The sequence below is a fragment of the Pseudomonas sp. LPH60 genome, from assembly GCF_030718165.1.
In the GTDB taxonomy this organism is placed as follows: domain Bacteria; phylum Pseudomonadota; class Gammaproteobacteria; order Pseudomonadales; family Pseudomonadaceae; genus Aquipseudomonas; species Aquipseudomonas danubii.
In genome coordinates this window covers 101949-126507 of the sequence record NZ_JAVAJH010000009.1, presented here as the reverse complement: position 1 = coordinate 126507, position 24559 = coordinate 101949, and the positions used below count along the sequence as shown (strand labels likewise).

Here is a 24559-nt window from a genome sequence, read left to right as displayed (position 1 = left end):
AGGGCCCCGGGGATCTGTTGGCGACCCAAGGCCCGGTTGAGCACGGAGCGGCTCAGCCGAGCCAGCCCAGGGTCAGCCACACCAGCACGGCGTAGCGGGCGCCCTTGGCCAGGCTGACGATCAGCAGGAAACGCTTGAGGGGTTCGCCCATGACGCCTGCCACCAGGGTCAGCGGATCGCCGATCACCGGCATCCAGCTCAGCAGCAGCGTCCAGTGGCCGTAACGCTGGTAGTGCACCCGGGCCCGCTCCAGGTGCTTCGGACTAACGGGAAACCAGCGACGCTCCTTGTAGGTGTCAAGGCGCTGCCCCAGCCACCAGTTGACCAGGGAGCCCAGGACGTTGCCCAGGGTTGCTACCAGCCAGAGCCCGAGTACCGTCAGCTGGCTGTTGTGCAGCAGGCCCACCAGCAGCGCTTCCGACTGCAGGGGCAGCAGGGTGGCGGCGGCGAAGGCGGCGAGAAACAGGCCGAGGTAGGCGCTGGCGATCAACGGGCCGGGTAGTCCGCTACCACGACATCCTGGCCGTCACGGGTCAGGCCGATGACTTGGAAGGCGTCGGCGCCCATGCCGTCCATTTCCATGCCGGGGGAGCCCATGGGCATGCCCGGGGCGGCGATGCCCAGCAGGTCGTCGCGCTTGCGCAAGGCCAGGACCTGTTCAGCGGGCACGTGGCCTTCGACGAACTTGCCGTCGATCACTGCGGTGTGACAGGAGCCCAGGCGCGGGGCCACGCCCAAGCGCTGTTTGACCGCGCTCATGTTGCTTTCCACGTGGTCGGTGACGGCAAAGCCGTTATCCTGCAGGTGCTCGATCCACTTTTTGCAGCAGCCGCAGTTGGCGTCGCGGTGCACGTCGATGGGGATCAGTTCGCTCGCCTGAGCCAGGGAGCCGATCAGCAGGGCGGACAGGGCCGCCAGACGCAGTGAAGTTTTCATCGAAAGTCTCGTTGTCGCTGTTGAATAAGGGGCGCTGGCAGGGCCGGCCCTTGTGGGGACACGCTGGGGGTGGTGCATTTTGCGGCTTTTTTTGCCAGCTGCCGACGGCTTTTGTTTCAAGTTGATACCAAGCCCCGGGCGCGCAGCAAGGGTTCTAGAACCACATTCGCAGCCCCAGCACCAGGCGGGCGCCGTTGTCCGGTTCGCCGTCGTTGCGGGCGTAGTCGGCGGTCCGCCCGTGGCTGCGGTTCCAGGTCACACCTATATAAGGTGCGAATTCCCGGCGCAGTTCATAGCGCAGCCGCAGGCCGATTTCGCTGTCGGCCAGGCCGGCGCCCTGGCCCCGTTGCGGATCGTTGCGGCCATACAGGTTGAGTTGCGCCGACGGCTGCAGGATCAGGCGCTGGGTCAGCAGCAGGTCGTAGTCGGCCTCGACCCGCAAGGCGCTCTGGCCGCCTTCTCCAAGATAGGCGGTGACCTGGCTTTCGACGTTGTACAGCGCCATGCCTTGCAGGCCCAGGGCTGCCCAGGTCTGGGCCGTGCCGGGCTTGAAGTCCTGACGCAGGCCGCTGACCAGATCCCACCAGGGGCTGATGGCATGGCCCCAGAGGGCTTGCAGCTCGGCATGCTCAGTGACGCCCCGGGTGCGTTCACCTTCGCTGCGCAGCCACAGCCGGTCACGGTCGCCACCTATCCAGCCATTGACCTCCCAGCCCAGGCTCGTGCCGCGCTCGGCGTCCTGCCATTCGAGCCGCTCCACCAGGAAAAAACTGTTCAGCGACTTGCCGTGGAGGACGTGACCGGCCGCGCTTGGATAGACCGCCCGGCGATCGGCATCGGTCAACGGCGCAATCGGCGTACGGCTTTGCAAGGGGGCTGTGACTGGCAGGTCCGGCATCGCGGAGTGATCCATGCCGCGCATGTCGTGCCCGGGCATCTGTTGTGGTGCCCGGGTGTCGTGGTCCATGCCGGGCATGGACTGACCATGGGCCGGGATACCGGGCCAGGCCAGCAGGACGATGCCCAGGCCGAGACCGGTCAGCCCGCCCGGCAGCAGTGGCAGCAGGGGCGTCTCAATCGGCATGGGGCACCTCCCGTTCTTCGACCCGGACTTCGCGGAACATGCCGCTCTCCATGTGGTACAGCAGATGGCAGTGGAAGGCCCAGCGCCCGAGGGCATCGGCCGTGACCCGGTAGCAGCGGCGGGTGCCCGGCGGCATGTCGATGGTGTGCTTGCGCACCTGGAAACGGCCGTGTTCGTCCTCAAGGTCGCTCCACATGCCATGCAGGTGGATGGGGTGGCTCATCATGCTGTCGTTCACCAGTTCAATCCGCACCCGCTCGCCATACTCCAGGCGCAGGGGCTCGGCCTCGGCAAAGGCGATGCCGTCGAAAGACCAGGCGAACTTTTCCATATGGCCGGTCAGGTGCAGGGTCAGGGTACGGCTCGGTTCGCGGCCGTCGGGGTCGGCGAAGGTGCTTTTCAGATCGGCGTAGGTCAGCACCCGACGGCCGTTGTGGCGCAGGCCGAGGCCGGGGTCGTTCAGGCGCGGCGTGGGGTTCAGCGTCTGCATGTCCACCAGCGGGTTGTTGGTTTCCGAGGCCGGGTGGCGGATCGCGGCGTTCACCGCGTTGTGCTCCATCGCGGCCATGGTTCCGTGGTTCATGCCCGGCATGGCCCCATGATCCATGGCGCCCATGGCCATGTCCGCCATGCTCAGCAACGGGCGCGGGTCCATGGGCGGCACCGTGGCCTTGAGCCCGGGGGCGCTGGCCAGGGTGCCCAGGGCATAGCCGCTGCGGTCCATGGCCTGAGCGAACAGGCTATGGGCACCGGCGCTGGGCTGCACCAGCACGTCGAAGGTTTCCGCCACGGCGATCCGCAGCTCATCCACCGATACCGGCTCCACGTGCTGGCCATCGGCGGCCACCACGGTCATTTTCACGCCGGGAATGCGCAGGTCGAAGTAGGTCATGGCCGAGGCATTGATCAGCCGCAGGCGCAGGCGTTCGCCGGGGCGGAACAGCCCGGTCCAGTGGTTGTCCGGTGCCTGGCCGTTGAGCAGGTAGGTGTAGGTGGCGCCGCTGACGTCGGCAAGGTCGGTGGGGGTCATGTTCATCTGCGCCCACATCGTGCGTTCGGCCACAGTGGCGGCCCAGCCGTCGCGGCCGACGTCTTCGATGAAGTCAGCGAGGGTGCGTTTGTGCCGGTTGTAGTAGTCGGACTGCTTTTTCAGGGTGCGCAGGATCTGTTCCGGCGCCTCGTCGCTCCAGTCCGATAGCAGCACCACGTAGTCGCGGTCGTAGGTGAAGGGCTCCGGCTCCCGGGCGTCGATCACCAGTGCCCCGTACACCCCCAGTTGTTCCTGGAGTCCGGAATGGCTGTGGTACCAGTAGGTGCCGTGCTGCTTGACCGGGAATGAATAGCGATACAGACCGCCGGGCTCGATGCCTTCGAAGCTCAGGCCGGGTACGCCGTCCATGTCGGCGGGCAGGATGATCCCGTGCCAGTGGATCGACGTCATCTGGTGCAGCCGGTTGCGCACCCGCAGGGTGACCCGGTCGCCCTCGCGCCAGCGCAGCAGGGGGCCGGGCAGGCTGCCGTTGACCGTCATGGCCTGGCGCGGCTGGCCGCTGAAGTTCACCGGCAACTGGCCAATGGACAGGTCGAAATCGGTGCCTGCCGCGACCTCGGGCTGACCCGGACTGCTGATGGCCCAGACCGGATTGCGCCACAGCCCCAGACCGGCGAGAGCGCCTCCGGCCGCCAGGGCCTTGACGAAGGTGCGGCGGGACGGGCTGTGTCTTGATGGGGGGAACGGCATGGCAGGCTTCCAGTCGGTCAGCGGATTGGAGGGGACTCTAATCAGCGCTGGCTGTCAGGAAACTGAGGCGGGCATTACAGATTTGTCAGTCGCCCGGATGCTCCAGATGTTGCTTGAGATTGTCCAGGGCCTGGGCCGACAGCTGTTCCATGCGCGCCCGCAGGCCGCTCAGTTGCAGGTCGGTGTAATAGTCCAGCGTGTGCCGCAACAGCGTGCCGTCGCTGTGCTTGTTCAGTTGGTAATGGACAGTGCCGTCCAGCGCTGCGGAGCTGAAGACGGCCTTGAACTCCTTGGGAAATACCGCGTTCAGCACGCGATAGCTCATGGGGATCTGTATTCCGAGGAGATTCATGACTTCGCTGAAGCGGTGACCCGCCGGCAGCGAGCCACAAAAGCCGGTGTCGGCCCGCAGGCAGGAGGGCTGCCACTCCGGCCAGCGGTCCGGCTGGGTCACGTAGTAATAGACAGTGTCGATATCGGCCTGGATATACAGCTCGTGGCTGAGCCGCTCTTGCAGCAGATGTGATTGGCGCTGGCCCATGATGCACCCCACTTCCTTGTGACCGGAGCCTCCAATATAGTCCCGCCGCCTGGGGGTGCCAGCGGCGGCGGCAGACCGTTCAGCGGACTTTGAAGCGACTCATCAGGTGGCTGACCTGGGCATTGGCCTGCAACAGGCTCTGGGTATTGCTTTCACCGGCCCGGGCACTCTCCACCAGTTCCTCGACCATGTGTCGGATGCTGACCATGCTGCGGTTGATCTCCTCGGTCACCGCGCTCTGCTGTTCGGCGGCGGTGGCGATCTGGGTGCTCAGGCTGTTGATCTGGTTCACCGAGTCGGCCATTTCATCCAGGCCGCTGTTGACCCGGGCCGTGGCGTCCGCCGCGGACTGGCAACTGGCCTGGGTGTTTTCCATGGCGCTGACCGAGGAGCTCACGCCCTGGGTCAGGCGGCTGAGCATTTCGTTGATTTGCGAGGTGCTGTCCTGGGTCCGCGCGGCCAGGGCCCGGACCTCATCGGCGACCACGGCAAAGCCGCGTCCCTGTTCCCCGGCCCGGGCTGCTTCGATGGCGGCGTTGAGGGCCAGCAGGTTGGTCTGCCCGGCGATCGCGCCGATCACCCCGAGGATCTCGGTGATGCGCTGGGCGTCGGCTTGCATGGCCTCGACCTTGTGGGTGGCATCGGCCACTTCGTCGATCAGCGCAATCACGCTGCCGGAGGCTTCGCCCACCACCACCCGCGAGTGTTCGGCATGCTCGTTGGCGCGCCGGGTGAAGTCCGCGGTCTGGGCGGCGTTGGCTGCGACGCTGTCGGCCGTGCTGCTCATCTGGGTGATGGCGGTCACGGTCTGGTCGGTTTCCGAGGCGTGGCGCATCAGGATCTGCTGGCTGTGGGCCGAGGTCTGCTGCAACTGCGCCAGGCTGCCGGCCATGGCTTCGGTGGCCTGGGTGACTTCGCCGATCATGTTCTGCAGGTACTGGATGAAGTGGTTGACCGAGTGCCCGATGGCCCCCAGTTCGTCCTCGGCGCGGATCACGATGCGCCGGGTCAGGTCGGCGTCACCGGTGGCCAGGGCATCGATATTGCCCTTGAGGATCTTCATCCGCTGCACCAGTTGGCGGATCGCATAGACCTGCAGCAGCACCAGCAGGATCACCATGGGGATCTGCAACAGGCTCAGGGTGCTCAGCACATCGTCGCGCTGTGCGGTGATCAGCTGGGTGGGCAGGGCGCTGGCGAGGAACCAGGGGGTGCCTTCGATGGCGCGCATGAAGAAGGTGCTGGGCACCCCGGCGTTATCGAACTCGATACGTTGGGCGCTGTTGTCGCGACGTTCCAGGGCGCTCTGCACCTGGGCCGCGAAGGGCGAGCCGGCGGCCAGTTCCCGGATGTTCTTCAGCACGATCGGGCCATTGATCCGCGAGCTGTTGCTGATGACCTTGCCGTCGGCCTCGACGATCAGCATCTGGGCGTCGAGCTCTTTCTCCTGGCGGGCCACCAGGTCGTTGAAGAAACCCAGGGTGACGTCGATGGTGGCCACGCCCCAGGGTTGGCCGTCGCGGCGGATGGCCATGGCGCAGTTGGTGCGTGGCTCGGCGCTGGCGTCGTCCTTGTAGGCCGCGGCCCAGGCGCACTGGCCGGGAGCACTCTGCAGGCCGCCTTTGTACCAGGACTGGTCGTAGTAGTTGGGGGCCGGGTCGCTGTTCCAGAAGGTGTTGACCACCAGCTTGCCCGACGCATCACGGTGCCAGAAGGTGCTGTGCTTGTTGCGCCCCGGAGTGCGCTGGCCGGGCAGGGGCCAGATTCCGCCGCCGAAGACCTTCTGCTCGCCGTACTGGTCCACCAGGCCGGGCAGGACCTTGTCGATGCTGTCGCTGTCGAGCAGGGGCACGGTCTGGGTGATGCTGCGTTGCTGGGCCTGGACCTTGTTCAACTCGCCCTGGATGCGCTGCGCCACTTCGGCGATGCGATTGAGGACCACCTGTTCCTCGGTATGGCGCAGCTTGGGCGCCACCATTTGGCTGATGCCCACGACCGTGAGTACCAGCATCAGGACAATGAACAGGACCAGAAAGAGCGTGTAGCGGGCTTGAATCGTGCGCAAAGCGGGCATGGGACCTGTCCTTACCGAGCGTTTTTTATTATTTGGAGAGGGGGGAGCCTTGTCGGGGCATCCTCAGGATGTCGGCGCGGTTTTTCTGCTCTTTAGTACGATCGTCCAAAAAAACTTCGATGTCGTTGAAAAGTGTCTCAGGTGACACAGAGGAGGGGCAGGCAGCCGCTGAACGGTTCGATCGCCAGCAGGAAAAGATCACGGTTTGCGGGTGCTGCAAACAGCCGGCGCCGCTTAAATCGGGCCTTCCGGCTAATTGTGTCGAGTTTGTACAGAAATTGTAATTTGTGGAAATAAAGCGTTGTTGGGAGGTCGTCCTGGCGTTGATACTTGCGCCCATTCAGATGATTCAACACGGCTTGCACCCAGTTTCAGACGCCAGATAAGACTTTTTCGGTCCTCTCTGGGCCAGGCTGAACAGGAGGATTGGCAAGCCGGACTACAGGAGTGTCAGCATGGCAATCGGATACGTTGGAGGCTGGACCAGCAAGGCGGGTCTGTTGGTGCAGGACGGCGGTGGCAGCGGTTCCTCCAAGCCGGTCTCGCAAAGTGCCAAGGTACGGCAGATGTTGAGCCTGGTGGGAAGCAACCCCACCGTGCTGGATATCCGCAAGATGGACCAGTTGAAGCTTCACAAGCAGATCAAGGGTTTCGACCCGACCAACGTGACCACCAAGTCCCTGGGTGGCATGAGTACCTTCCTCAAGAACAACGGCCTGATTTCCGACATCACCGCGTTGAACCTGATCAACGCCGGCGACAAGTTCGACCGTTTCGGCATTCCGAAGAACCCGGATGAGCCGTTCAATGCCCTGGAATACTTCGCGATGAAGCTCGATGACATCCAGAACAACAACATCAAGGGCAACAAGTACGCCAACTACCTGGTTCCCGAGTACAAGAAGGCCATCTACGTTCTGCAGAGCCTGCAGAACTATGGCAAGGGCAACGGCACTACGGTGACCGACAAGAACGTCTCCGCCAAAGCCTGATCCAGCCGCGGCGCGCGCTCTTGCCGAGCCCGCGCCGCGTTTTTTGCGTCAGCGATCCAGCAGCGCCATCACCTCCTCGGTGTACCGGAGACCGGCGGTGGCCTGCGGGCTGAAAATGCCCTCCAGCGAAGCCAGCTCCGCAGCACTCAGGCGGATCTGCAGCGCTGCCACGTTTTCCTCCAGATAGCGCCGTTGCTTGGTTCCGGGAATCGGGATCAGGTAGTCGCCCTGTGCCAGCACCCAGGCCAGGGCCAGTTGCCCGGCGCTGACCTGTTTGTCCGCCGCCAGTTGCTGCACCTGCTTCACCAGTTGCAGGTTGCGCTGGAAATTCTCGCCCTGGAAACGCGGGTTGGAACGCCGGAAATCGTCGGCGGCAAAGTCCTCCGGGCTGTTCAGGGCGCCGGTCAGAAAGCCACGGCCCAGCGGGCTGTAAGGGACAAAGGCGATTCCCAGGCGCTGGCAGGCGGCCAGGCAGCCGTTGTCTTCCTGATCCCGGCTCCACAGCGAGTATTCACTTTGCAGGGCGCTGATGGGATGCACCTGATGAGCGCGCTCAAGCGTGCTGGCCGAGGCTTCGCTCAAGCCCAAATAGCGCACCTTGCCGGCCTGGACCAGCTCCGCCATGGCGCCGACGGTTTCTTCGATGGCCACGTCCGGGTCAACCCGATGCAGGTAATACAGGTCCAGGGTGTCCACGCCCAGGCGCCGCAGGCTGCCGTCGATGGAGGCGCGCACGTATTCGGGACGGCCGTTGACGCCGCGAGCCTGCGCATCGCCCGGATCGCGGACGATGCCGAACTTGCTGGCCAGGAATACTTGCTGGCGCTTGCCGCGAATCGCCTGGCCGATCAGTTCCTCGTTGCTGTGGGGGCCGTACATATCGGCGGTGTCCAGCAGGTTGATCCCCAGTTCCAGGGCGCGGTGCAGGGTGGCGACGGCCTCCTTGGGGTCGTTGCCGGTGGTGTAGAAATCGCTCATGCCCATGCAGCCCAGGCCAATGGCGGAAACCTGCGGACCCTGATGGCCCAGTTGTCGAGTGTGCATCGCTCAATACTCCGATGAGGGGGAAAGAGCGCTCAGTGTGCTACTCGACAAAATCTGTATAAACAGGCTAAAAGCGCTATCACTATTATCATTATCTAAATAATCGTGAGCCTGTTTCATGGACCGTTTCAATGCCATGCGTGTCTTCACCCGGATTGTCGAGCTGGGCGGCTTTGCCAGGGCCGCCGAGGATCTGCACATGCCGGCGGCTTCGGTCACCATCCTGATCAAGCAACTGGAAGCTCATCTGGGCGTGCAGCTTCTGCACCGCACCACCCGTCAGGTGAGCCCGACCCTGGACGGCGCCGCCTATTACCAGCGCTGCGTGCGCCTGCTGGCGGACCTGGAGGAGGCCGAAGCGGCATTTTCCGTGACCCGGCACAACCCTCGGGGGCTCTTGCGCATCGATATGCCGGTGGGCATCGGTCGGCTGATCGTGATTCCCGCGTTACCGGAGTTTTCTGCCCGCTACCCGCTGATCGAGTTGGAGATCGGCCTCAATGACCGTCCCGTGGACTTGATCCGTGAGGGCGTGGATTGCGCCTTGCGGGGCGGCCCGACCCTGGATGACAGCCTGGTGGCCCGGCCGCTGGTGCAGTTGCAGCAAGTGACGTGCGCCAGCCCGGGCTACCTGCAGCAACAGGGAACGCCCCAATCGCTGGCCGACCTGCAAGGGCATCGGATGGTGGAGTATTTCTCCAGTGTCAGCGGCAAGCGTTATGGCCTGGAGTTCTACATCGATGGTCAGTTGCGCCCGATGGAGTTGCCCAAGCAGGTGGCGGTCAACAGCGCCGACGGCTACCTGGCGGCCTGCGAAGCCGGTTACGGACTGGTGCAGACGCCGTATTACAACGTAGCCCGACAGTTGCGGGCCGGGGTCTTGCGCGAGGTCCTGGAGGACTTTCCGGTGCCGTCGCTACCGCTGACCGCGATGTATCCGCCCCAGCGTCATCTGTCGACCCGGGTGCGGGTCTTCGTCGACTGGTTGCTGGAGCTGTTCGCCCGCCCTGGCAATGGCACCTCGCGCCCCTGAAGGCGGGCCACAGACAGCAGAACGCCCGCGGCAGGGCGGGCGTTGGTTGGGGCACAGGGAACTCGACAGGACGATGAAGGAGAAAAATCTCTTTCGCGCCTGTACCATGTGACCCCGATTTCCCCGGCGCATCCCCGAATCCGGGTAGGTGCTTGGCATCGTTCTTGATACACGGCGGATACATTTTCAGCTTCAGGACCCCGCAATGACCCAGTCACAACGCTTGAAATACTCGATCCTGATTTCCCTGGTGGTACTGGGGATCATGCTTGGCCTTTCCTACCTGCAGAACCACGGCGTCATCAGTGAAAAACTGTTCCAGTACATCGCCATTGGTGTGGCGGTGGTCGTGGTGGTGATCAATGGCGTGATGCGCCGCAAGGTCAAGCCCTGAGCCGTGGCTCGACCGTCTCAGGAGAGACCGTCGAGCACTGCCGCAGCCTGCTGGTGCAGGCTGTAGCTCTTGTCGGCGTTGAGGGTCAGCACGCCCTCGCTGCACAGGCGCTTCAAGACTTCCCGCACGCTTAGAAACGACAGCGGAATATCCAGTTCCAGCAGTTGACTGTGGACCCCCCGCACACCCAGGGAGCGCTCGCTCTGGGCGGCGGTGAGCAGGGCGTCGATGACTTTCAGGCGAATCAGGCTGGTGCGCAGGCCAAAGCTTTTCAGCAGCTGCTTGATCCGTTCGTTACTGTTGCGCTCGGCGTTCTTGCCGAAGACACCGGCGCCGGCATTCAGGGAAGGCGTGTTGTTCACGGTGATGCCGTCCATTGGCAGTTGCGGGTTGTACATGCAAAAACTCCTTAGCAGAGCCGTATCAGGAAAAGAATGATGGGTGCTCTAGGTTCTGTCCGAAAACGACCTGCGCTTCGATCATGCTGCGCACTTCGCGCCTTCGGCGCGACGTAGAAACAGGCTCGGAATGCTCATGTAGGTCCCTACACTCCGCTTCCTCGCCTGTTTTTGCCTTGCCTGATCTTTGCTCGGTGAGCTTTCGTACAGATCCTAGTAACTAGACGAACGAGCACGGCGAATCATGAAGCCCGGGATGTAGAAAAATTGTCGGTATCAAGTCACTGACCTGTCATCGCCAGGTCGGTGTTGTCCTGCGGGGGGTAATTTTTTCAGCGGCCATTCGTCCATAGGGGCAGGCAGGCGTCGGTTGATCCGTGCGCGGCCGGATTCCCAGACTGGCGGCGTTGCCAAACCCTTCCTGCACACCAGTCCTGGTTCTGTATTTTTGCATCAGGAGTCGGCGTGATCATTTCCAGGCAGTTACCGCATTTTTGCCTTGCAGCCCTGTTTCTAAGTCTCAGTTGCGGTGCCCATGCACAGGCGCAGCCCGAACCGACCCGTGCCGAGATTCGCCGCACCAGCTTTGGTGTCCCGCATATCCGTGCCAGCGACGAGCGCGGCCTGGGTTATGGCATCGGTTACGCCTATGCCCAGGATAATCTGTGCCTGATGGCCAATGAAGTGCTGACGGTGAACGCCGAGCGGGCCAGGTACTTCGGTGCCGAAGGTCAGACTCTGGAGCAGCGGGACAACCTGAGCAGCGATGTGTTTTTCAGTTGGCTGAACACGCCCCAGGCGGTGGCCGGCTTTTGGCAGGCACAGACCCCGGCGGTGCGTGAGCGCATGCAGGGTTATGTCGAGGGCTACAACCGCCAGTTGGCGGAGCGCCGGGTTCGGGGGCTGCCCGAGCAGTGCCAGGGTGACTGGGTACGGCCGCTGGCCACCTCGGACCTGGTGAAGCTGACCCGGCGCCTGCTGGTGGAAGGCGGCGCCGGGCAGTTCGCCGAGGCCCTGGCGGGAGCCACGCCCCCGGGCGTCACGGCCCAGGCGGCACTGAGCAAGGGGCACTGGCAACTGGCGGCAGCCCGCCAGCAAGGTTTCGCCCTGGACCGTGGCAGCAATGCGGTGGCCATCGGCAGCGAGCGTTCGTTCAACGGTCGCGGTCTGCTGCTGGCCAACCCGCATTTCCCCTGGGGCGGCGCCATGCGTTTCTATCAGATGCACCTGACCATCCCCGGCCAGCTGGATGTGATGGGGGCCGCCTTGCCCGGCCTGCCGCTGATCAATATCGGCTTCAACCAGCACCTGGCCTGGACCCACACGGTGGATGCGTCCAAGCATTTCACCCTGTACCGCCTGCAATTGGACCCCAAGGACCCGACCCGCTATCTGCTCGATGGCCGCTCGCAACCCCTGGAGCGCCAGACCGTGACGGTGCAGGTCAAAGGCGCGGATGGCCAGTTGCATAGCGAGTCGCGGACCCTCTACAGCTCGGTCTTCGGCCCGGTGGTGCAGTGGCCGGGGGAGCTGGACTGGGACCGCGAACATGCCTACAGCCTGCGTGATGCCAACCTCGACAACACCCGGGTGCTGGCCCAGTGGTACGCGATGAACCAGGCCGACAGCGTGACGGGCCTGCAAGACAGCGTGCATCAGCTGCAGGGCATTCCCTGGGTCAACACCCTGGCGGCAGATGACCAGGGCCGTGCGCTGTACATGAACCAGTCGGTGGTGCCCAACGTCACCCAGGCCAAGCTCGCCCAGTGCAGCGATCCGCGGGTCGGCACCCAGGTCATCGTCCTTGATGGTTCCCGCAGCACCTGCGCCTGGGACATCGACCCGGCGGCGGCCCAGCCGGGGATCTTTGCCGCTGGCCAATTGCCGCAACTGGCGCGCAACGATTACCTGCAGCACTCCAATGACTCGGCCTGGATGGTCAACCCGGCGGCGCCGCTGCAGGGCTTCTCGCCGGTGATCAGCCAGCAGGACGTACCCCTGAAGATGCGTGCGCGTTTCGCCCTGGATCGCTTGAGCCGGATGCCCAAGGCCCAGGTCAGCGATCTGCAGCATATGGTCACCGATGATCAGGTGTACCTGGCCGGTCAGGTGATGCCGGACCTGCTGCAATTCTGCGCGCAGGACCTGGGCCCCGACGCCCAGCGACTGGCCGCGCTGTGCGCCAGCCTCAAGTCCTGGGACCGCAGCGCCGGGTTGCAGACGGGCCTGGGCTTCGTGCATTTCCAGGGCATCATGCAGCCGCTGTTGCAGCGTCCGGATATCTGGCGTGTCGCCTTCGACCCCAAGGACCCGCAGCACACGCCACGGGGCCTGGCCATCAGCCGTCCAGCAGTGGCCCAGGCCCTGCGTGAGGCGATGCTGGCCTCGGCGCAGCAAGTGGCGCAGGCCGGGCTGGGTGCCGATGTGCGCTGGGGCGATATCCAGCAGGTGAGCCAGGGCGGGCGGCCGACCCCGGTGCCTGGCGGCCCGGAAAGCCTGGGGGTGTACAACGCTATCCAGAGCGTGCCGGGTGCCGATGGCAAGCGCGAGGTGGTGAGCGGCACCAGCTACCTGAATGTGGTCAGTTTCGATGAGCAGGGGCCGCGGGCCCTGGGCCTGCTGGCGTTTTCCCTGTCCAGCGATCCGGCGTCGCCGCACTTTCGCGACCAGACCGAGGCCTTTGCCCGGAATCAGTGGAGTGTGCTGCCCTTTACCGAGGCGCAGATCCGCGCCGATGGCCAGTATCAGTCGCAACTGATCCAGGAGCCGCGCCGGGATTCGCAGCCATTGGCCAAGTAGTGGGTGTCAGAGGTTGACTGGAATCGAGGCCGCCCCCGTAACGGGGCGGCCTTCAGCTTTTTGGCGGGGACTGGGGCAACGAATTGATCACCGGGTTGCCGTCGCGATTGCGCGTCAGGTAGACCGGTAGCACCTTGGGCAACGAAGTCAGCAGGCTCCTGATTTCCCGGGTGTTGTAGATGCCGCCCACGCGGATCTTGCCGGTCGAGCTGTCAGCCAGCTGCACCGGAGTGTCCAGGTAGCGATTGATCAGTGGCAGGGCATCGCTGAGGGCCAGGTTGTCCAGCACCAGTTTGCCGTTGCGCCAGGCCAGTGAACTGTCGTTGCTGTAGGTCTGGCTGATCTGCGGCGCGTAATCGCCATCCTTGTAGTGAGCCTGCATGCCCGGTTCCAGGCGGAAACCTTCGCCGGGCAGCGCGGTATTGCTGGTGACCAGCACCGAGCCCTGCAGCAGGGTGACCCGTACCTGATCCTCATACATCCACACGTTGAACTGGGTGCCGGTGACCTTGATCTGGCCTTGGGCGGCCTTGACCACGAACGGATGGCTGCTGTCGTGGCTGACCTTGAAGAACGCCTCGCCCTTCTTCAGGGTGACCCGGCGCTGATCCTTGTAGTTGCTGTAGGTCAGGCTGCTGCCCAGGTTCAGTTCCACCTGGCTGCCGTCGGCCAGGGTCACGTTGCGCAGGCTGTCGCCGGCTTCGAAATGCTCGTAGGACGATGGCAGCCAGCCCAGTTCCCAACCGCTGTAGGCGGCCAGGGGCAGGGCGCACAGGGCGACGGCCGCGGCCGCGCCGTAATGCTGCCAGGTGCGCCGGGGGGCAGGCTTGACCGGAGCCGGCGCCAGAGTGGAGGGTGGCAGTTGATCGGCCACTTCCCATATCTCCCGCATCGCCTCGTATTCGAAAGCGTGCAGGGGGTCGGCATCATGCCATTGCTGAAAGGCCAGACGCTCCGCATCGCTGCAGTCGGCTTCATGCAAACGCATGCACCATTGCGCGGCAGCTTGGGTAATGGCGTCGTATTCGGCTTCTGAGAGGATCTGTTCGCTCATTGACTCTTCCTGATTTCCCGCATTCTACCCTCCGGCGCAAGGCTTGTAGAACAGCCGTCATGGCTAATGCGCATCAAAGTGAACTTATTTTCATCGGCCATGCCCTGAAAACCCGCTATGTATCCAAAGTGTCTACAAATGGGCATGCCTGACGGCCGTGTCGGTTGGCCAGCAACGCTGGCACCTTCCTTGCGAGCCATGGGATCGGGTTGACAGGGCCAACAGTCAGCGTTGTTTAATCGCCGGGTCACACGCTGTCGCCCCCTCCAATAATTACTCTGGAGCTTCAGATGTCTGCATCGTCCCTGGATGTTGAAACGCCTTGCGAATACCTCTCTCTGCCGGCCCTGGTGCAGTTGCTGGAGATGATTTTCCTGCGTCATGGCTGTCGCGCCGAAGTGGCCCGTTGCCTGGCCGAGAACTGCGCCGCCGCCGAGCGCGACGGTGCCCAGAGTCATGGTGTGTTTCGTATCCCCGGCTATGTCTCGACCCTGGCCAGTGGCTGGGTCGATGGTCGGGCGGTGCCTGTGGTGGAAGACGTTGCGGCGGCCTTTGTCCGGGTCGACGCTGGCAACGGCTTTGCCCAACCGGCCCTGGCGGCCGCTCGCGAGCGGCTGGTCAGCAAGGCCCGCAACGCCGGGATTGCGGTGCTGGCGATCCGTAACTCGCACCATTTCGCTGCACTCTGGCCAGATGTCGAGCCCTTTGCCGAAGAGGGGCTGGTGGCCCTGAGCGTGGTCAACAGCATGACCTGTGTCGTGCCTCACGGCGCCGACCGGCCGTTGTTCGGCACCAATCCGATTGCCTTCGCCGCGCCCCAGGGCCAGGGCCAGCCGATCGTCTTCGACCTGGCCACCAGTGCCATCGCCCACGGCGATGTGCAGATCGCCGCGCGCAAGGGCGAGCGCTTGCCCCTTGGCATCGGCGTCGACAGCCTGGGGCAGCCGACCCAGGACCCCAAGGCGATTCTCGAAGGCGGCGCCTTGCTGCCGTTTGGCGGCCACAAAGGTTCGGCCCTGTCGATGATGGTGGAGTTGCTGGCCGCGGCCCTGACCGGAGGTCACTTCTCCTTCGAGTTCGACTGGTCCAACCATCCCGGTGCCAAGACGCCCTGGACCGGGCAGTTGCTGATCGTCATCGACCCGAGCAAGGCCGCCGGACAGAGCTTTGCCGAGCGCAGCCAGGAATTGGTGCGGCAGATGCACGCGGTGGGACTCAAGCGCCTACCGGGGGATCGTCGGCATCAGCAGCGCGAGCGTTCGCTGCAAAAGGGAATCGCCATTGGCGTGGAGCAACTGCAACAGCTGCGGGCGCTGGCGCAGGCCTGAAACGAAAAAAGGCCAGGCCGCCACTGGCGCGCCTGGCCCTGGAGCGAGCGGGGCGGTTACGAGCGCCGGCCCAGCAACAGGCCGACCACCAGGCCAACGCCGGCGGAGATGGCCACGGTCTGCCACGGGTGGCCACCGATGTATTGCTCGGTGGCATCCACCACCGGCTTGCTGCGTTCGCGCACGTTGTTCACCGAGTCCAGCGCCTGCTTGAGTTTGAGGCTCACTTGCTGGCGCAAGCTCTCACCTTCTTCGCCTACCAGGCTGGCGCTGCCCTTGAGCAGCTTTTCCGATTCTTCGATCAGCGCCTGCAGTTCGCTGAAGGCCTGGTCCTTGATTTGATCGTTTTCCGCTTGCGCGGCAGATTTGCGAGCCATGAAGTTTTTCCTTGGAAATGTGGTCGGTGGTGCAAGGGCACGCCTGCGGTATCAGGCGTATTGCCCAAGTCGATAGCAGCCTGCGGCAGCGGCTGCAGTCATCGGGTACAAGCAATGGAGTCTGGCGCTGGGGCAAAAGTTGCAGCCATTTTGCGCCTTGCTCGCCACCCTTGAGTAAAACCGTCAGCCCCTACAGTGTAAGATGGCGCCTATTTTACGCAGCAGGAATTTCCCCATGAGTTTCAATCTGGCTAACAAGACCCTGGCCGAACGCGCCGCCATCGAGGACGAGAAGTCCCGTCTGTTCGACTTGTGGCAGAGCAACCTGGGCAAGGCCAAGGGCGAGGCGGCACGGTTGTTCGGCGAGCGCGGCAAGCGCAAGGGCAAGTGGGCCGAGTGGGTGCGCGCGGAACTGGACGGCATGTCGCCGCCGGAGTACTCCAACATGGTGCGCAGTGAAGTCAATCGACTGATGGCGGCGAACAAGTAATCGCGAAACACTCGACAATCGCTTCACGTACCTTCACCAGCAGCGGGTCGATCTGCGGGCTGGTGCGCCAGCCCAGTTCGATCGGATAGCGCGGCAGCGCCAGGGGGCAGGGCAGCAGCTGCAGGCCGGTGAACTCGGCGATGCGCCGCGCGGCATGGGCAGGAATGGTCGCCACCGCCTGGCTGCCCTTGAGCAGAAAGGGCAGCGCGGCAAAATGCGTGGTCGAGGCGCAGACCTGGCGACTGAGCCCCAGATTCGCCAATCCTTCATCGGTGATGCCGATAAACCCCTGTGATGACACCAGCAGGTGTTCGCGTCGAACGAACTCCTCAAGGTCGATCTGTCGTTGCCCGGGCTCCAGGCTGGCCGGGTCCGCCAGGCACAGGTAGTCGCCTTCCCCCAGCACCTGCCGACTGAGCAGGCGCTCGGCAAAGCCACCGGCGCTGATGGCCAGGTCGACGCTGCGCTGCAACAGCGCCTCGGCGACGATCTGGCTGTGGGTCTGGCGGAAGATCAGCCGCAACTTGGGTGCGCTGCGGGCCACGGCCTCGATCAGGCGCCGGCCGTAGGCAATCTCGAAATCATCCGACAGGCCGACCGTCACCGAGCGTCCCTGATAATCGGCGCTGTCCGGGGCAACCATGGCCAGGCTCTGGCGACATTTGTTCAGGGCCTCAGTGACCACCGGTTTCAATTGATTGGCCTTGAGGGTCGGCGCCAGGCCGCGGCCAGTGCGAACGAACAATTGATCGCCATACAACTCGCGCAGGCGGCGCAAGGCTGCGCTCATGGCCGATTGGGTCACTCCCAGGCGCAGGGCTGCGCGGCTGGCGCTGGACTCGTCATGCAGGGCTTCAAAAGCCTTGAGCAGGTTGAGGTCGACGCTGGCGATATTCATCTGGTTCATATCATTAAGCACTGGGTTGGGGTTTATCGATGATCAGCGGCGGCAGGACAATGCGCAACACCTGATCGTTCGAGGAGTCATGTCATGCCCAAGTCCATCGTCGCCGCGCTGCAAATCGGGGCCTTGCCAGAAGGCAAGGCCGCCACCCTGGAGCAGATCCTCTCCTATGAGGTCGCCATCATCGAAGCGGGTGCGCAGTTGGTGGTGATGCCCGAAGCGCTGCTGGGGGGCTATCCCAAGGGCGAAGGCTTCGGCACCCAAATGGGTTACCGCCTGCCGGAGGGACGCGAAGCCTTTGCCCGTTACTTTGCCAATGCCATCGATGTGCCGGGTGCGGAGACCGAGGCGCTGGCCGGGCTGTCGACCCGTACCGGAGCCCATCTGGTGCTGGGGGTGATCGAGCGCAGTGGCAGCACCCTGTATTGCACGGCGCTGTATTTCGATCCACAGCAGGGGCTCTTGGGCAAGCACCGCAAACTGATGCCCACCGGCACCGAGCGCCTGATCTGGGGCCAGGGCGACGGCTCGACCCTGCCGGTGCTGGACACCCAGGTGGGACGGGTCGGCGCGGTGATCTGCTGGGAAAACATGATGCCGTTGCTGCGCACCGCGATGTACGCCCAGGGCATCGAAGTCTGGTGCGCGCCCACGGTGGACGAGCGCGAGATGTGGCAGGTGAGCATGCGTCACATCGCCCATGAAGGTCGTTGTTTCGTGGTCAGCGCCTGTCAGGTCCAGGCCTCGCCCCAGGAGCTGGGGCTGAAGATCGCCAATTGGCCGGCAGAGCGCCCGCTGATTGCCGGTGGCAGCGTCATCGTGGGGCCCATGGGCGATGTATTGGCCGGGCCGCTGGTGGGCAGTGCCGGGCTGATCAGTGCCGAGATCGATACGGCTGACCTGGTGAAGGCCCGCTATGACTACGACGTCGTCGGCCACTATGCGCGTCCGGATGTGTTTGAACTGAGCGTGGACCAGCGCCCCCGATCCGGGGTGCGCTTTATCTGAGTCGCCGGTGTTGTTCAGCGTCGGCGGCGCCACTGCTCGCGGGTGATTTCCCAGATGTCCAGGGGGAAATGCCCGCCGACAAAGTCGCCGCTCTCGGAGCGCACCAGGTGCATGCCGCCACGCTCGGAGATGCGCCGCGAGCCCTGGTTCGGCGCAGCCTTGGGCACCCGCATCAGCGGTCGTTGCAGCACTTCGAACCAGAACTCGTCGACCACGGTGCAGGCTTCGCTCATGTAGCCCTGGCCTTGCCAGGGCGGGGCCAGCCAGAAGCCGCGGTTGTTGTCGGCTTCGTCCATCAGGCTGATGCTGCCGATCATTTGCTTGGGCTCGCTGCGCAAACGGATTGTCCAGTGCCATTCTGTGCCCCGGGCCATGGCCGGCAGGGCCATGTCCCGCAGGTAGCTCAGGGCGCCGTCGGCCGGGTAGGGCCAAGGCACCATGGCATTGAGGTAGCGCACCACTTCCCACTGCGGAAAAAGCTGCTGGATGGCCTCGGCATCCGCCAGTTCCAGGGGGCGCAGCAGCAGGCGTTCGGTGTGCAGGGTGGGAACAGGGTCGATCATGAGCGGGACTCCTTGTGGGCGTTGCCTAGCCTCAGTCGCTGGCTGAGAAAGTCGACGAAGACCCGCAATTTTGGCAGCAAGTGCCGGCTGCTGGGCCAGAGAATGGAGAACTTGCCGCGCTCTTGCTGATAGTCGTCCAGCACCGAGATCAGACTGCCGTCGGCCAGGGCGCCGCAAACCACGAATTCGGGCACGTAGGCGATGCCCAGGCCCTGGCTTGCGGCGTGGATCAACGATTCCAGGTTGTTGCTGGTCAGGGCGCGGCCCATTACCAGCGGTGGCGCGCCGTCGGGCAGGCGCAGATTCCATGGCTGCAGCACGTTGCCGCCGGGGAACTTGTAGCGCAGGCAGGCGTGCCGCTCCAGGTCCTGGGGGGTGTGCGGGATGCCGCGCTGGGCAAAGTAGCCGGGGGCGCCGATCAGCACGAAGCCGAAGGGGCCGAGGCTCCTGGACTTGAGTTGGGAGTCTGGCAGCTCGCCGCTGCGGATCACCGCGTCGACGCCTTCGGCGATCACGTCGATCAGCCGGTCGTTGAAGTCCAGGTCCAGCTCGATGTCCGGATAGCGCGCGGCGAATTCCGGCAGGATCGGCAGCAGCATGCGATAGCCGATGGCGGGCAGGCTGACCCGCAGCCGGCCTCGGGGCTTGTCGCTGATCCGCGCCAGCTCGGCCTCGGCCTCCAGCACCTCGTCGACGATACGCTGGCCGCGCTCGTAGAACAGCGCGCCTTCGTCCGTCAGGCTCAGGCGCCGGGTGCTGCGATTGAGCAGGCGCACACCGAGTCGTTGTTCCAGGCGCGCCAGGGCCTTGCCCACCGCTGAGGCGGACAGTCCAAGACGCTCGCCGGCCCCCACCAGGCTGCCGCTGCGGACCACGCAGACAAACACCTGCAGGCCGTTAAGGTTGTCCATCGCTCACCTCGATTACAGCGTTTTTGTCCGTAAAGAGCGGAAGAATGCCTGGTTTTTCGCCTATTGCGGCACCCCTATCATGGATTTTTCTGCAAAGCGCCCGGGTTGCCAGGGCTGAGAGGTGTGTGTGAATCCTGAACTCGAATTGTCCCTGGGGCAGCCGGCCCGTGCCCGCGAGCGGGCTTCCTATGGCGTACTGGCCGCGGTCTGTCTGGCAGCCTTGATGTTGCCCCTGACCTTTGTCGGCGTGGCGGTGGCGACGCCGGCCATTGGCCGCGAACTGGGGGGCAGCCCGCTGGCCCTGAGCTGGACCACCAACGCCTTCATGCTGACCTTTGGCAGTGTGCTGATGGCGGCCGGCACCCTGGCCGACGAGTACGGTCGCAAGCGTTTGTTCAGCCTGGGAGTGGCGCTGTTCGGCCTGAGCTCCCTGGCCCTGGTGTTCGTGCCGTCGCTGCTGTGGCTCAACCTGTTGCGCGCAGTCCAGGGCCTGGCAGGCGCCGCTGCCCTGGCCGGTGGCTCGGCCGCCCTGGCCCAGGCCTTCGAAGGGCCTGCGCGAACCCGCGCCTTCAGCCTGCTGGGCACCACCTTCGGCGTCGGTCTGGCCTTTGGGCCGATCCTTGCCGGGGTGCTGATCGAGCACAGCGGCTGGCGCGGGATCTTTGTCTCCGGAGCGCTGATCGGCGGTCTGGCCCTGGGCTTTGGCGTGCCGCGCATGGAGGAATCCCGGGACCCCGAGGCCCAGGGCGTGGACTGGCCCGGCACCTTGAGTTTCACCCTGGCCCTGGTGTTGCTCACCTGGGGCATTCTGCTGGCGCCCCAGAGTGGTTGGGACAGCCCCTGGGTCCTGTTGTTGCTGGCGGGAGCGCTGCTGGCGCTGGGGCTGTTCATTGGTGTGGAGCGCCGGGCCTCGCGGCCCATGCTTGACCTGTCGCTGTTTCGCTACCCGCGCTTTGTCGGGGTGCAAGTGCTGCCCATCGCCACCTGCTACTGCTACGTGGTGCTGCTGATCCTGCTGCCGATCCGCTTTATCGGCGTCGAAGGCTACAGCGAGATCGACGCCGGCATCCTGATGATGGCCCTGTCGGCGCCGATGCTGGTGGTGCCCTTTGCCGCGGGCTGGCTCAACCGCTGGTTCAGCGCCGGCAACCTGTCGAGCCTGGGTTTGCTGGTGGCCGCTGGCGGGCTGTTCTGGCTCAGTCGGATCGAGCCGGGGCAGGCCGCGATCGAGCGGGCCTGGCCATTGCTGCTGATCGGCCTGGGCAGCGGATTGCCCTGGGGCTTGATGGATGGGCTGTCGGTGAGCGTGGTGCCCAAGGAGCGGGCCGGCATGGCCAGTGGCATCTTCAGTACCACCCGGGTGGCGGGTGAGGGCATTGCCCTGGCCTTGGTGGTGGCGCTGCTGGCGGGGCTGTTGCAGCACGGCCTTGCAAGCCTGGCACCACCGGGGGAGTCGCTGCTGGCCGCGCGGCAGTTGGCCGGTGGCGATCTGGCGGCCAGTGCCGGGTCCTTGCCGACGTTGTCCCGGGAAGGGTTGCTGCACATCTACTCCCAGGCGTTCAGCCAGCTGTTGCAGGTGTTGATGGTCATCACCCTGCTGGCTGCCCTGGTGGTGAGGGTGGCGTTGCATGAGCCGCGCCGCCCGTTTCAGGCCCGTGACTGATCAGCGGAACTCGAAGAACTCGTAGTGCAGGTTGCCTTCGGGAATCCGGTACTCGTTCATCAACTCCCGCACCTGGGCCAGCAGGCCCTTGGGTCCGCAGAAGCTGATCTGGATCTGCTGCGGGTCGGTTTCCGTGGCCGTGCGCTTGAGGGTCTGGGCCAGGGATTCGGTGCCGCCGCTGTTGGCGACGAAGTCCACGCCACGGGCCTGGGCCATGCCTTGCAGGGTGTCGACGCTGGGAAAGGCCCGGGACGGATTGTAGCAGTACACCAGGGTCGCCTTGTCGAACTGCCCGGCGGCCGAATCCTGCAGCCAGGCAATGAACGGCGAGATGCCCACGCCGCCGCCGATCCAGATTTCCCGAGCCGCTTCCCGAGGCCGCTTGAAGCGACCATAAGGCGCGTAGAGGTCAGCGCGCATGCCGGTTTGCACCTGCTTGCGCAGCCGTTGGGTGTAGTCGCCGAGGGCGCGGATCACGAATTCGATGCGCCCGTCTTCGCTCTGGGCGCTGGCGATGGTGAAGGGGTGCGGCTCGCGCAGGCCCTTTTCCTGCATCGACAAAAAGGCGAACTGGCCGGCCTTGAACGGAAAGCCCCGACCCAGGGGCGTCAGTTCCAGGTGCAGGGAGTTCTTCTCCACCTTGACCGCGCTCACCTGGTACTCGCCGACCTTGGCCACGAAAGGGTAGAGCAGCAGCTTGTACAGGGCCCCGAGCACTCCGAGGATGCACAGCGCGCCGAGCCAGAGACCCGAGGGCGAGTCCAGGGTGATGGGCGACTTGAAGCTCAGCCCGTGCAGGATGACGATCAGAAACAGTGGGCCGGACAGCTTGTGCCACCAGCGCCACTGGCTGTAGGGAATGTTGCGGTTCAGCGCCAGGAGCACGATCAGGCCCAGGGCCACGTAGCTCAGTTGGCGCACCAGGCGTGTCCAGTACTTCGACAGTTCGAGGATCGGCACGCTGTTCCATTCTTCCAGGTTGGCCTTGAACACCAGGTGATAGCTGGCAAACGCCAGGGCCCAGATGCCCAGCCATTTATGCACCTCGTAGACCCGGTCGAGGCCGCCGAACAGGCGCTCGACCAAGCCCCAGCGGGCGGCCAGCAGGCAGGACAGGGCCATGTAGGCCAAGGCCGTGCTGCCCAGGATCATGCTCAGGGTGGCGGAGGTCAGCCAGGTGGCGGAAGGAATCTCCAGCAGGAGGGTGAAGGTGGTGATCAGCAGGACACCGACGATCGTGTGCCAGGTTTTCAAGGGTGCATGACTCCGCTCAGGAAATGCCGTCATGGCATGAACATCGACTGCCGCAAAGGGCCCCTTTGCAACGGGTGGGTGCTGCCAAAGGGAGCGATGCATGGAATGGTGTGGCGCTGGGGTAAAGCTGGATATGACAGGTTTTTGTGCGCGTGACCGGGTGCCATTCTAGCGCTTGAACCTTAATTCAAGCTGATGTTGGTCATCGATACGGTGTTTTGTGACTGCTGAAAATGATCGAATCTCAATTACATTTCGATTTCATATGCTGGGCATTGCTGCAACGGGCGAGGAGCAGTTGGCTGGCCGGCGAAGGGACCTTCGAGACCTGTGCAGGGCTAGGGCGTGTTTGGGTTGGCAAACCGGCTCCGCGATGGCGTTGGCCCGGCTGGCGCCTGCGAGGTGGCGGAGGATTTGCACACGGGTGTGCTGCGCAGGCGCTGGCGCGCGTCTAGCAGCCATAGCCCCGCAGCCGTATCGGGGCCCGTGACGATGAGCCCGACCATGCAAGCCCTGTTGAACCAGATCCTCGATGAAGTCCGCCCCCTGATCGGCCAAGGCCAGGTCGCCAACTACATTCCCGCCCTGGCCGATGTGCCAGCCAACCAGCTGGGGATTGCCGTGTATGGCAACGACGGCCAGGTGTTCAGCGCCGGTGACGCCGACACGCCGTTTTCGGTACAGAGTATTTCCAAGGTCTTCAGTCTGGTGCAGGCCATCGGTCATTCCGGCGAGGCGATCTGGGAGCGCCTGGGTCACGAGCCTTCGGGGCAGCCGTTCAACTCCCTGGTGCAGCTGGAGTTCGAGCGGGGTCGGCCGCGCAACCCCTTTATCAACGCCGGGGCCCTGGTGATCTGCGACATCAACCAGTCGCGCTTCGCCGCGCCGGCCTTGTCCATGCGTGACTTTGTCCGGCGCCTGTCGGGCAACAGTCAGGTGATGGTGGATGGCCGGGTGGCCGATTCGGAATACCAGCATCGTGCCCGCAACGCGGCCATGGCTTATCTGATGCAGTCCTTCGGCAACTTCCATAACGATGTGGAGGCGGTGCTGCGCAGTTATTTCAGCCACTGCGCCTTGCGCATGAGCTGCGTCGATCTGGCCCGGGCGTTCTGCTTTCTGGCCAACGACGGTTTCTGCAAGCACAGCGGTGAACAGATCCTCACCCGGCGCCAGACCCAGCAGGTCAACTCGATCATGGCCACCAGTGGCTTGTACGACGAAGCCGGCAACTTTGCCTATCGGGTCGGCTTGCCGGGCAAGAGCGGGGTGGGAGGGGGGATTGTCGCGGTGGTGCCGGGGCAGTTCACGGTGTGCGTGTGGTCACCTGAACTCAACAGCGCTGGCAACTCCCTGGTGGGCATGGCGGCCCTGGAGCTGCTCAGCCAACGCATCGGCTGGTCGGTGTTCTAGGACTTACCAGGCGCCCGGGTTGCTCAGGCTGATCTGCCCGCGATCGATGAAACGCTGGGTGCCGAACAGGCCGCCGGCCAGCTTGCCTCGCAGTACATAAGGCAGGTTGTCCAAGGTCTGGGTCTGGCTCAACCCCAGGGTCTGGCGCAGGACGGAAAACGCCGAGACGCTGACCGGAATCACCAGGATGTCCTCCGAGTAACGGCCGATATGCCCTTGCTGGTCGCTGACCCCGGACGCCAGCGGGCGGCCGTTGACTTCCAGGTCCAGGGCGACGCCGTTGTAGTCGATGGCATTTTCGTTGGGGTTCTGCAGGCGCAGCTTCACCGCGAAGCGCATTTCCAGCTCCTGGCTGGGCAGTGGCTCGATGCCCACCACGTTGATCGCCAGCGGGTCGCGGTTGGGCAACAGCGCACAGGCGCTGAGACTGAGCAGTACCAGGGTCAAGGCGATCAATCTACGCATGCAATACCTGTCAACAATGGAAATGAATGACGTACCGGCACCTTGTGGCCGCTGCCGAGCCTGCGAGGCTGCGACAAGGCCCCCAGGGCCTTG

At 64.3% G+C, this 24559-nt stretch carries 23 protein-coding genes and 2 pseudogenes; 9 read left to right on the top strand and 16 right to left on the bottom strand.

Annotated features, from left to right (window positions below; translation table 11 throughout):
* Positions 1-52: 52 nt before the first annotated feature.
* The 7 genes and pseudogenes from Q8O96_RS27560 to Q8O96_RS31385 form a co-directional block, all read right to left on the bottom strand.
* Positions 53-490 (bottom strand): YqaA family protein, encoded by a 438-nt coding sequence (locus Q8O96_RS27560; protein ID WP_102863454.1) that lies wholly within the window; start codon positions 488-490, stop codon positions 53-55.
* On the bottom strand, positions 487-936 hold the full coding sequence (locus Q8O96_RS27555) for a DUF411 domain-containing protein (RefSeq protein WP_102863455.1): 450 nt from the start codon (positions 934-936) through the stop codon (positions 487-489). Before Q8O96_RS27555 ends, Q8O96_RS27560 begins: the two co-directional genes overlap by 4 nt.
* 154 nt (positions 937-1090) lie before the next feature.
* Positions 1091-2020 carry a copper resistance protein B gene (locus tag Q8O96_RS27550; protein WP_305949775.1) on the bottom strand — a complete coding sequence of 310 codons (930 nt, stop codon included), beginning with the start codon at positions 2018-2020 and terminating at the stop codon, positions 1091-1093.
* Entirely contained in the window at positions 2010-3761 is a 1752-nt protein-coding gene (locus tag Q8O96_RS27545) for a copper resistance system multicopper oxidase (protein ID WP_250330575.1), read from the bottom strand. Before Q8O96_RS27545 ends, Q8O96_RS27550 begins: the two co-directional genes overlap by 11 nt.
* Before the next feature lie 85 nt (positions 3762-3846).
* Complete coding sequence (locus Q8O96_RS27540) at positions 3847-4302, bottom strand: SRPBCC family protein (protein WP_102863458.1); 456 nt, start codon at positions 4300-4302, stop codon at positions 3847-3849.
* 79 nt (positions 4303-4381) lie between these two features.
* Positions 4382-4903, bottom strand: a pseudogene (locus Q8O96_RS31390) (methyl-accepting chemotaxis protein); the annotation flags it as partial.
* A gap of 339 nt (positions 4904-5242) precedes the next feature.
* Positions 5243-6280, bottom strand: a pseudogene (locus Q8O96_RS31385) (cache domain-containing protein); the annotation flags it as partial.
* Positions 6281-6831: 551 nt separating this feature from the next.
* Here Q8O96_RS31385 and Q8O96_RS27530 point away from each other — a divergent pair.
* Entirely contained in the window at positions 6832-7368 is a 537-nt protein-coding gene (locus Q8O96_RS27530) for a hypothetical protein (protein WP_102863460.1), read from the top strand.
* A 48-nt stretch (positions 7369-7416) separates the two neighbouring features.
* Here Q8O96_RS27530 and Q8O96_RS27525 read toward each other — a convergent pair whose 3' ends face one another.
* The gene (locus Q8O96_RS27525) at positions 7417-8412 is read right to left on the bottom strand and encodes an aldo/keto reductase (RefSeq protein ID WP_115580120.1); all 996 of its coding nucleotides are present in this window, start codon (positions 8410-8412) and stop codon (positions 7417-7419) included.
* 118 nt (positions 8413-8530) lie between these two features.
* Between Q8O96_RS27525 and Q8O96_RS27520 the strand changes: the two genes are divergently transcribed.
* Together Q8O96_RS27520 and Q8O96_RS27515 are read left to right on the top strand one after the other, a co-directional pair.
* Positions 8531-9445: a LysR family transcriptional regulator gene (locus tag Q8O96_RS27520; protein WP_102863462.1), complete on the top strand. Its 915-nt coding sequence runs from the start codon at positions 8531-8533 to the stop codon at positions 9443-9445.
* Positions 9446-9650: 205 nt separating this feature from the next.
* A complete protein-coding gene (locus Q8O96_RS27515; RefSeq protein ID WP_042941707.1) occupies positions 9651-9839 on the top strand; it encodes a hypothetical protein in 189 nt (62 codons plus the stop codon).
* Between the two features lie 17 nt (positions 9840-9856).
* On the opposite strand, the gene Q8O96_RS27510 is transcribed toward Q8O96_RS27515, so the two are convergent.
* The gene (locus tag Q8O96_RS27510; protein ID WP_102863463.1) at positions 9857-10237 is read right to left on the bottom strand and encodes a fe2+ zn2+ uptake regulation protein; all 381 of its coding nucleotides are present in this window, start codon (positions 10235-10237) and stop codon (positions 9857-9859) included.
* Between the two features lie 465 nt (positions 10238-10702).
* On the opposite strand from Q8O96_RS27510, the gene Q8O96_RS27505 reads away from it, so the two are divergent.
* Positions 10703-13036: an acylase gene (locus Q8O96_RS27505; RefSeq protein WP_207165914.1), complete on the top strand. Its 2334-nt coding sequence runs from the start codon at positions 10703-10705 to the stop codon at positions 13034-13036.
* A gap of 52 nt (positions 13037-13088) precedes the next feature.
* Here Q8O96_RS27505 and Q8O96_RS27500 read toward each other — a convergent pair whose 3' ends face one another.
* On the bottom strand, positions 13089-14090 hold the full coding sequence (locus Q8O96_RS27500; protein WP_102863465.1) for a FecR family protein: 1002 nt from the start codon (positions 14088-14090) through the stop codon (positions 13089-13091).
* Between the two features lie 290 nt (positions 14091-14380).
* Here Q8O96_RS27500 and Q8O96_RS27495 point away from each other — a divergent pair, with 290 nt between their 5' ends.
* Positions 14381-15418, top strand: a complete 1038-nt coding sequence (locus tag Q8O96_RS27495; protein ID WP_207165913.1) for an Ldh family oxidoreductase — start codon at positions 14381-14383, stop codon at positions 15416-15418.
* A gap of 56 nt (positions 15419-15474) precedes the next feature.
* Here the strand turns inward: Q8O96_RS27495 and Q8O96_RS27490 are convergent, their stop codons facing one another.
* Positions 15475-15795 (bottom strand): YqjD family protein, encoded by a 321-nt coding sequence (locus Q8O96_RS27490; RefSeq protein WP_102863467.1) that lies wholly within the window; start codon positions 15793-15795, stop codon positions 15475-15477.
* Positions 15796-16030: 235 nt separating this feature from the next.
* On the opposite strand from Q8O96_RS27490, the gene Q8O96_RS27485 reads away from it, so the two are divergent.
* Complete coding sequence (locus tag Q8O96_RS27485; protein ID WP_011061196.1) at positions 16031-16285, top strand: hypothetical protein; 255 nt, start codon at positions 16031-16033, stop codon at positions 16283-16285.
* On the opposite strand, the gene Q8O96_RS27480 is transcribed toward Q8O96_RS27485, so the two are convergent.
* Positions 16257-17192: a LysR family transcriptional regulator gene (locus Q8O96_RS27480; RefSeq protein ID WP_102863468.1), complete on the bottom strand. Its 936-nt coding sequence runs from the start codon at positions 17190-17192 to the stop codon at positions 16257-16259. The two genes, Q8O96_RS27485 and Q8O96_RS27480, sit on opposite strands and share 29 nt — an antisense overlap.
* Before the next feature lie 84 nt (positions 17193-17276).
* Between Q8O96_RS27480 and Q8O96_RS27475 the strand changes: the two genes are divergently transcribed.
* Positions 17277-18197: a carbon-nitrogen hydrolase family protein gene (locus Q8O96_RS27475; protein WP_305949774.1), complete on the top strand. Its 921-nt coding sequence runs from the start codon at positions 17277-17279 to the stop codon at positions 18195-18197.
* A 14-nt stretch (positions 18198-18211) separates the two neighbouring features.
* Here Q8O96_RS27475 and Q8O96_RS27470 read toward each other — a convergent pair whose 3' ends face one another.
* Complete coding sequence (locus Q8O96_RS27470) at positions 18212-18760, bottom strand: GNAT family N-acetyltransferase (protein ID WP_243433890.1); 549 nt, start codon at positions 18758-18760, stop codon at positions 18212-18214.
* Positions 18757-19671, bottom strand: a complete 915-nt coding sequence (locus tag Q8O96_RS27465; RefSeq protein ID WP_102863471.1) for a LysR family transcriptional regulator — start codon at positions 19669-19671, stop codon at positions 18757-18759. Before Q8O96_RS27465 ends, Q8O96_RS27470 begins: the two co-directional genes overlap by 4 nt.
* Before the next feature lie 127 nt (positions 19672-19798).
* Between Q8O96_RS27465 and Q8O96_RS27460 the strand changes: the two genes are divergently transcribed.
* Entirely contained in the window at positions 19799-21334 is a 1536-nt protein-coding gene (locus Q8O96_RS27460) for an MFS transporter (protein WP_305949773.1), read from the top strand.
* On the opposite strand, the gene Q8O96_RS27455 is transcribed toward Q8O96_RS27460, so the two are convergent.
* Positions 21335-22588, bottom strand: a complete 1254-nt coding sequence (locus Q8O96_RS27455) for a ferric reductase-like transmembrane domain-containing protein (RefSeq protein ID WP_207816147.1) — start codon at positions 22586-22588, stop codon at positions 21335-21337.
* A gap of 504 nt (positions 22589-23092) precedes the next feature.
* Here Q8O96_RS27455 and glsB point away from each other — a divergent pair.
* A complete protein-coding gene (gene glsB, locus Q8O96_RS27450) occupies positions 23093-24001 on the top strand; it encodes a glutaminase B (RefSeq protein ID WP_102863474.1) in 909 nt (302 codons plus the stop codon).
* Between the two features lie 3 nt (positions 24002-24004).
* On the opposite strand, the gene Q8O96_RS27445 is transcribed toward glsB, so the two are convergent.
* Positions 24005-24466 carry an LEA type 2 family protein gene (locus tag Q8O96_RS27445; RefSeq protein WP_102863475.1) on the bottom strand — a complete coding sequence of 154 codons (462 nt, stop codon included), beginning with the start codon at positions 24464-24466 and terminating at the stop codon, positions 24005-24007.
* Positions 24467-24559 lie beyond the last annotated feature (93 nt).

Coding starts and splice junctions, on each gene's coding strand:
- Q8O96_RS27470 (WP_243433890.1), bottom strand. CDS start 18,760: ATGATCGACCCTGTTCCCACCCTGCACACCGAACGCCTGCTGCTGCGC.
- Q8O96_RS27480 (WP_102863468.1), bottom strand. CDS start 17,192: ATGAACCAGATGAATATCGCCAGCGTCGACCTCAACCTGCTCAAGGCT.
- Q8O96_RS27550 (WP_305949775.1), bottom strand. CDS start 2,020: ATGCCGATTGAGACGCCCCTGCTGCCACTGCTGCCGGGCGGGCTGACC.
- Q8O96_RS27540 (WP_102863458.1), bottom strand. CDS start 4,302: ATGGGCCAGCGCCAATCACATCTGCTGCAAGAGCGGCTCAGCCACGAG.
- Q8O96_RS27485 (WP_011061196.1), top strand. CDS start 16,031: ATGAGTTTCAATCTGGCTAACAAGACCCTGGCCGAACGCGCCGCCATC.
- Q8O96_RS27490 (WP_102863467.1), bottom strand. CDS start 15,795: ATGGCTCGCAAATCTGCCGCGCAAGCGGAAAACGATCAAATCAAGGAC.
- Q8O96_RS27500 (WP_102863465.1), bottom strand. CDS start 14,090: ATGAGCGAACAGATCCTCTCAGAAGCCGAATACGACGCCATTACCCAA.
- Q8O96_RS27495 (WP_207165913.1), top strand. CDS start 14,381: ATGTCTGCATCGTCCCTGGATGTTGAAACGCCTTGCGAATACCTCTCT.
- Q8O96_RS27515 (WP_042941707.1), top strand. CDS start 9,651: ATGACCCAGTCACAACGCTTGAAATACTCGATCCTGATTTCCCTGGTG.
- Q8O96_RS27445 (WP_102863475.1), bottom strand. CDS start 24,466: ATGCGTAGATTGATCGCCTTGACCCTGGTACTGCTCAGTCTCAGCGCC.
- Q8O96_RS27510 (WP_102863463.1), bottom strand. CDS start 10,237: ATGTACAACCCGCAACTGCCAATGGACGGCATCACCGTGAACAACACG.
- Q8O96_RS27465 (WP_102863471.1), bottom strand. CDS start 19,671: ATGGACAACCTTAACGGCCTGCAGGTGTTTGTCTGCGTGGTCCGCAGC.
- Q8O96_RS27475 (WP_305949774.1), top strand. CDS start 17,277: ATGCCCAAGTCCATCGTCGCCGCGCTGCAAATCGGGGCCTTGCCAGAA.
- glsB (WP_102863474.1), top strand. CDS start 23,093: ATGCAAGCCCTGTTGAACCAGATCCTCGATGAAGTCCGCCCCCTGATC.
- Q8O96_RS27530 (WP_102863460.1), top strand. CDS start 6,832: ATGGCAATCGGATACGTTGGAGGCTGGACCAGCAAGGCGGGTCTGTTG.
- Q8O96_RS27525 (WP_115580120.1), bottom strand. CDS start 8,412: ATGCACACTCGACAACTGGGCCATCAGGGTCCGCAGGTTTCCGCCATT.
- Q8O96_RS27520 (WP_102863462.1), top strand. CDS start 8,531: ATGGACCGTTTCAATGCCATGCGTGTCTTCACCCGGATTGTCGAGCTG.
- Q8O96_RS27555 (WP_102863455.1), bottom strand. CDS start 936: ATGAAAACTTCACTGCGTCTGGCGGCCCTGTCCGCCCTGCTGATCGGC.
- Q8O96_RS27545 (WP_250330575.1), bottom strand. CDS start 3,761: ATGCCGTTCCCCCCATCAAGACACAGCCCGTCCCGCCGCACCTTCGTC.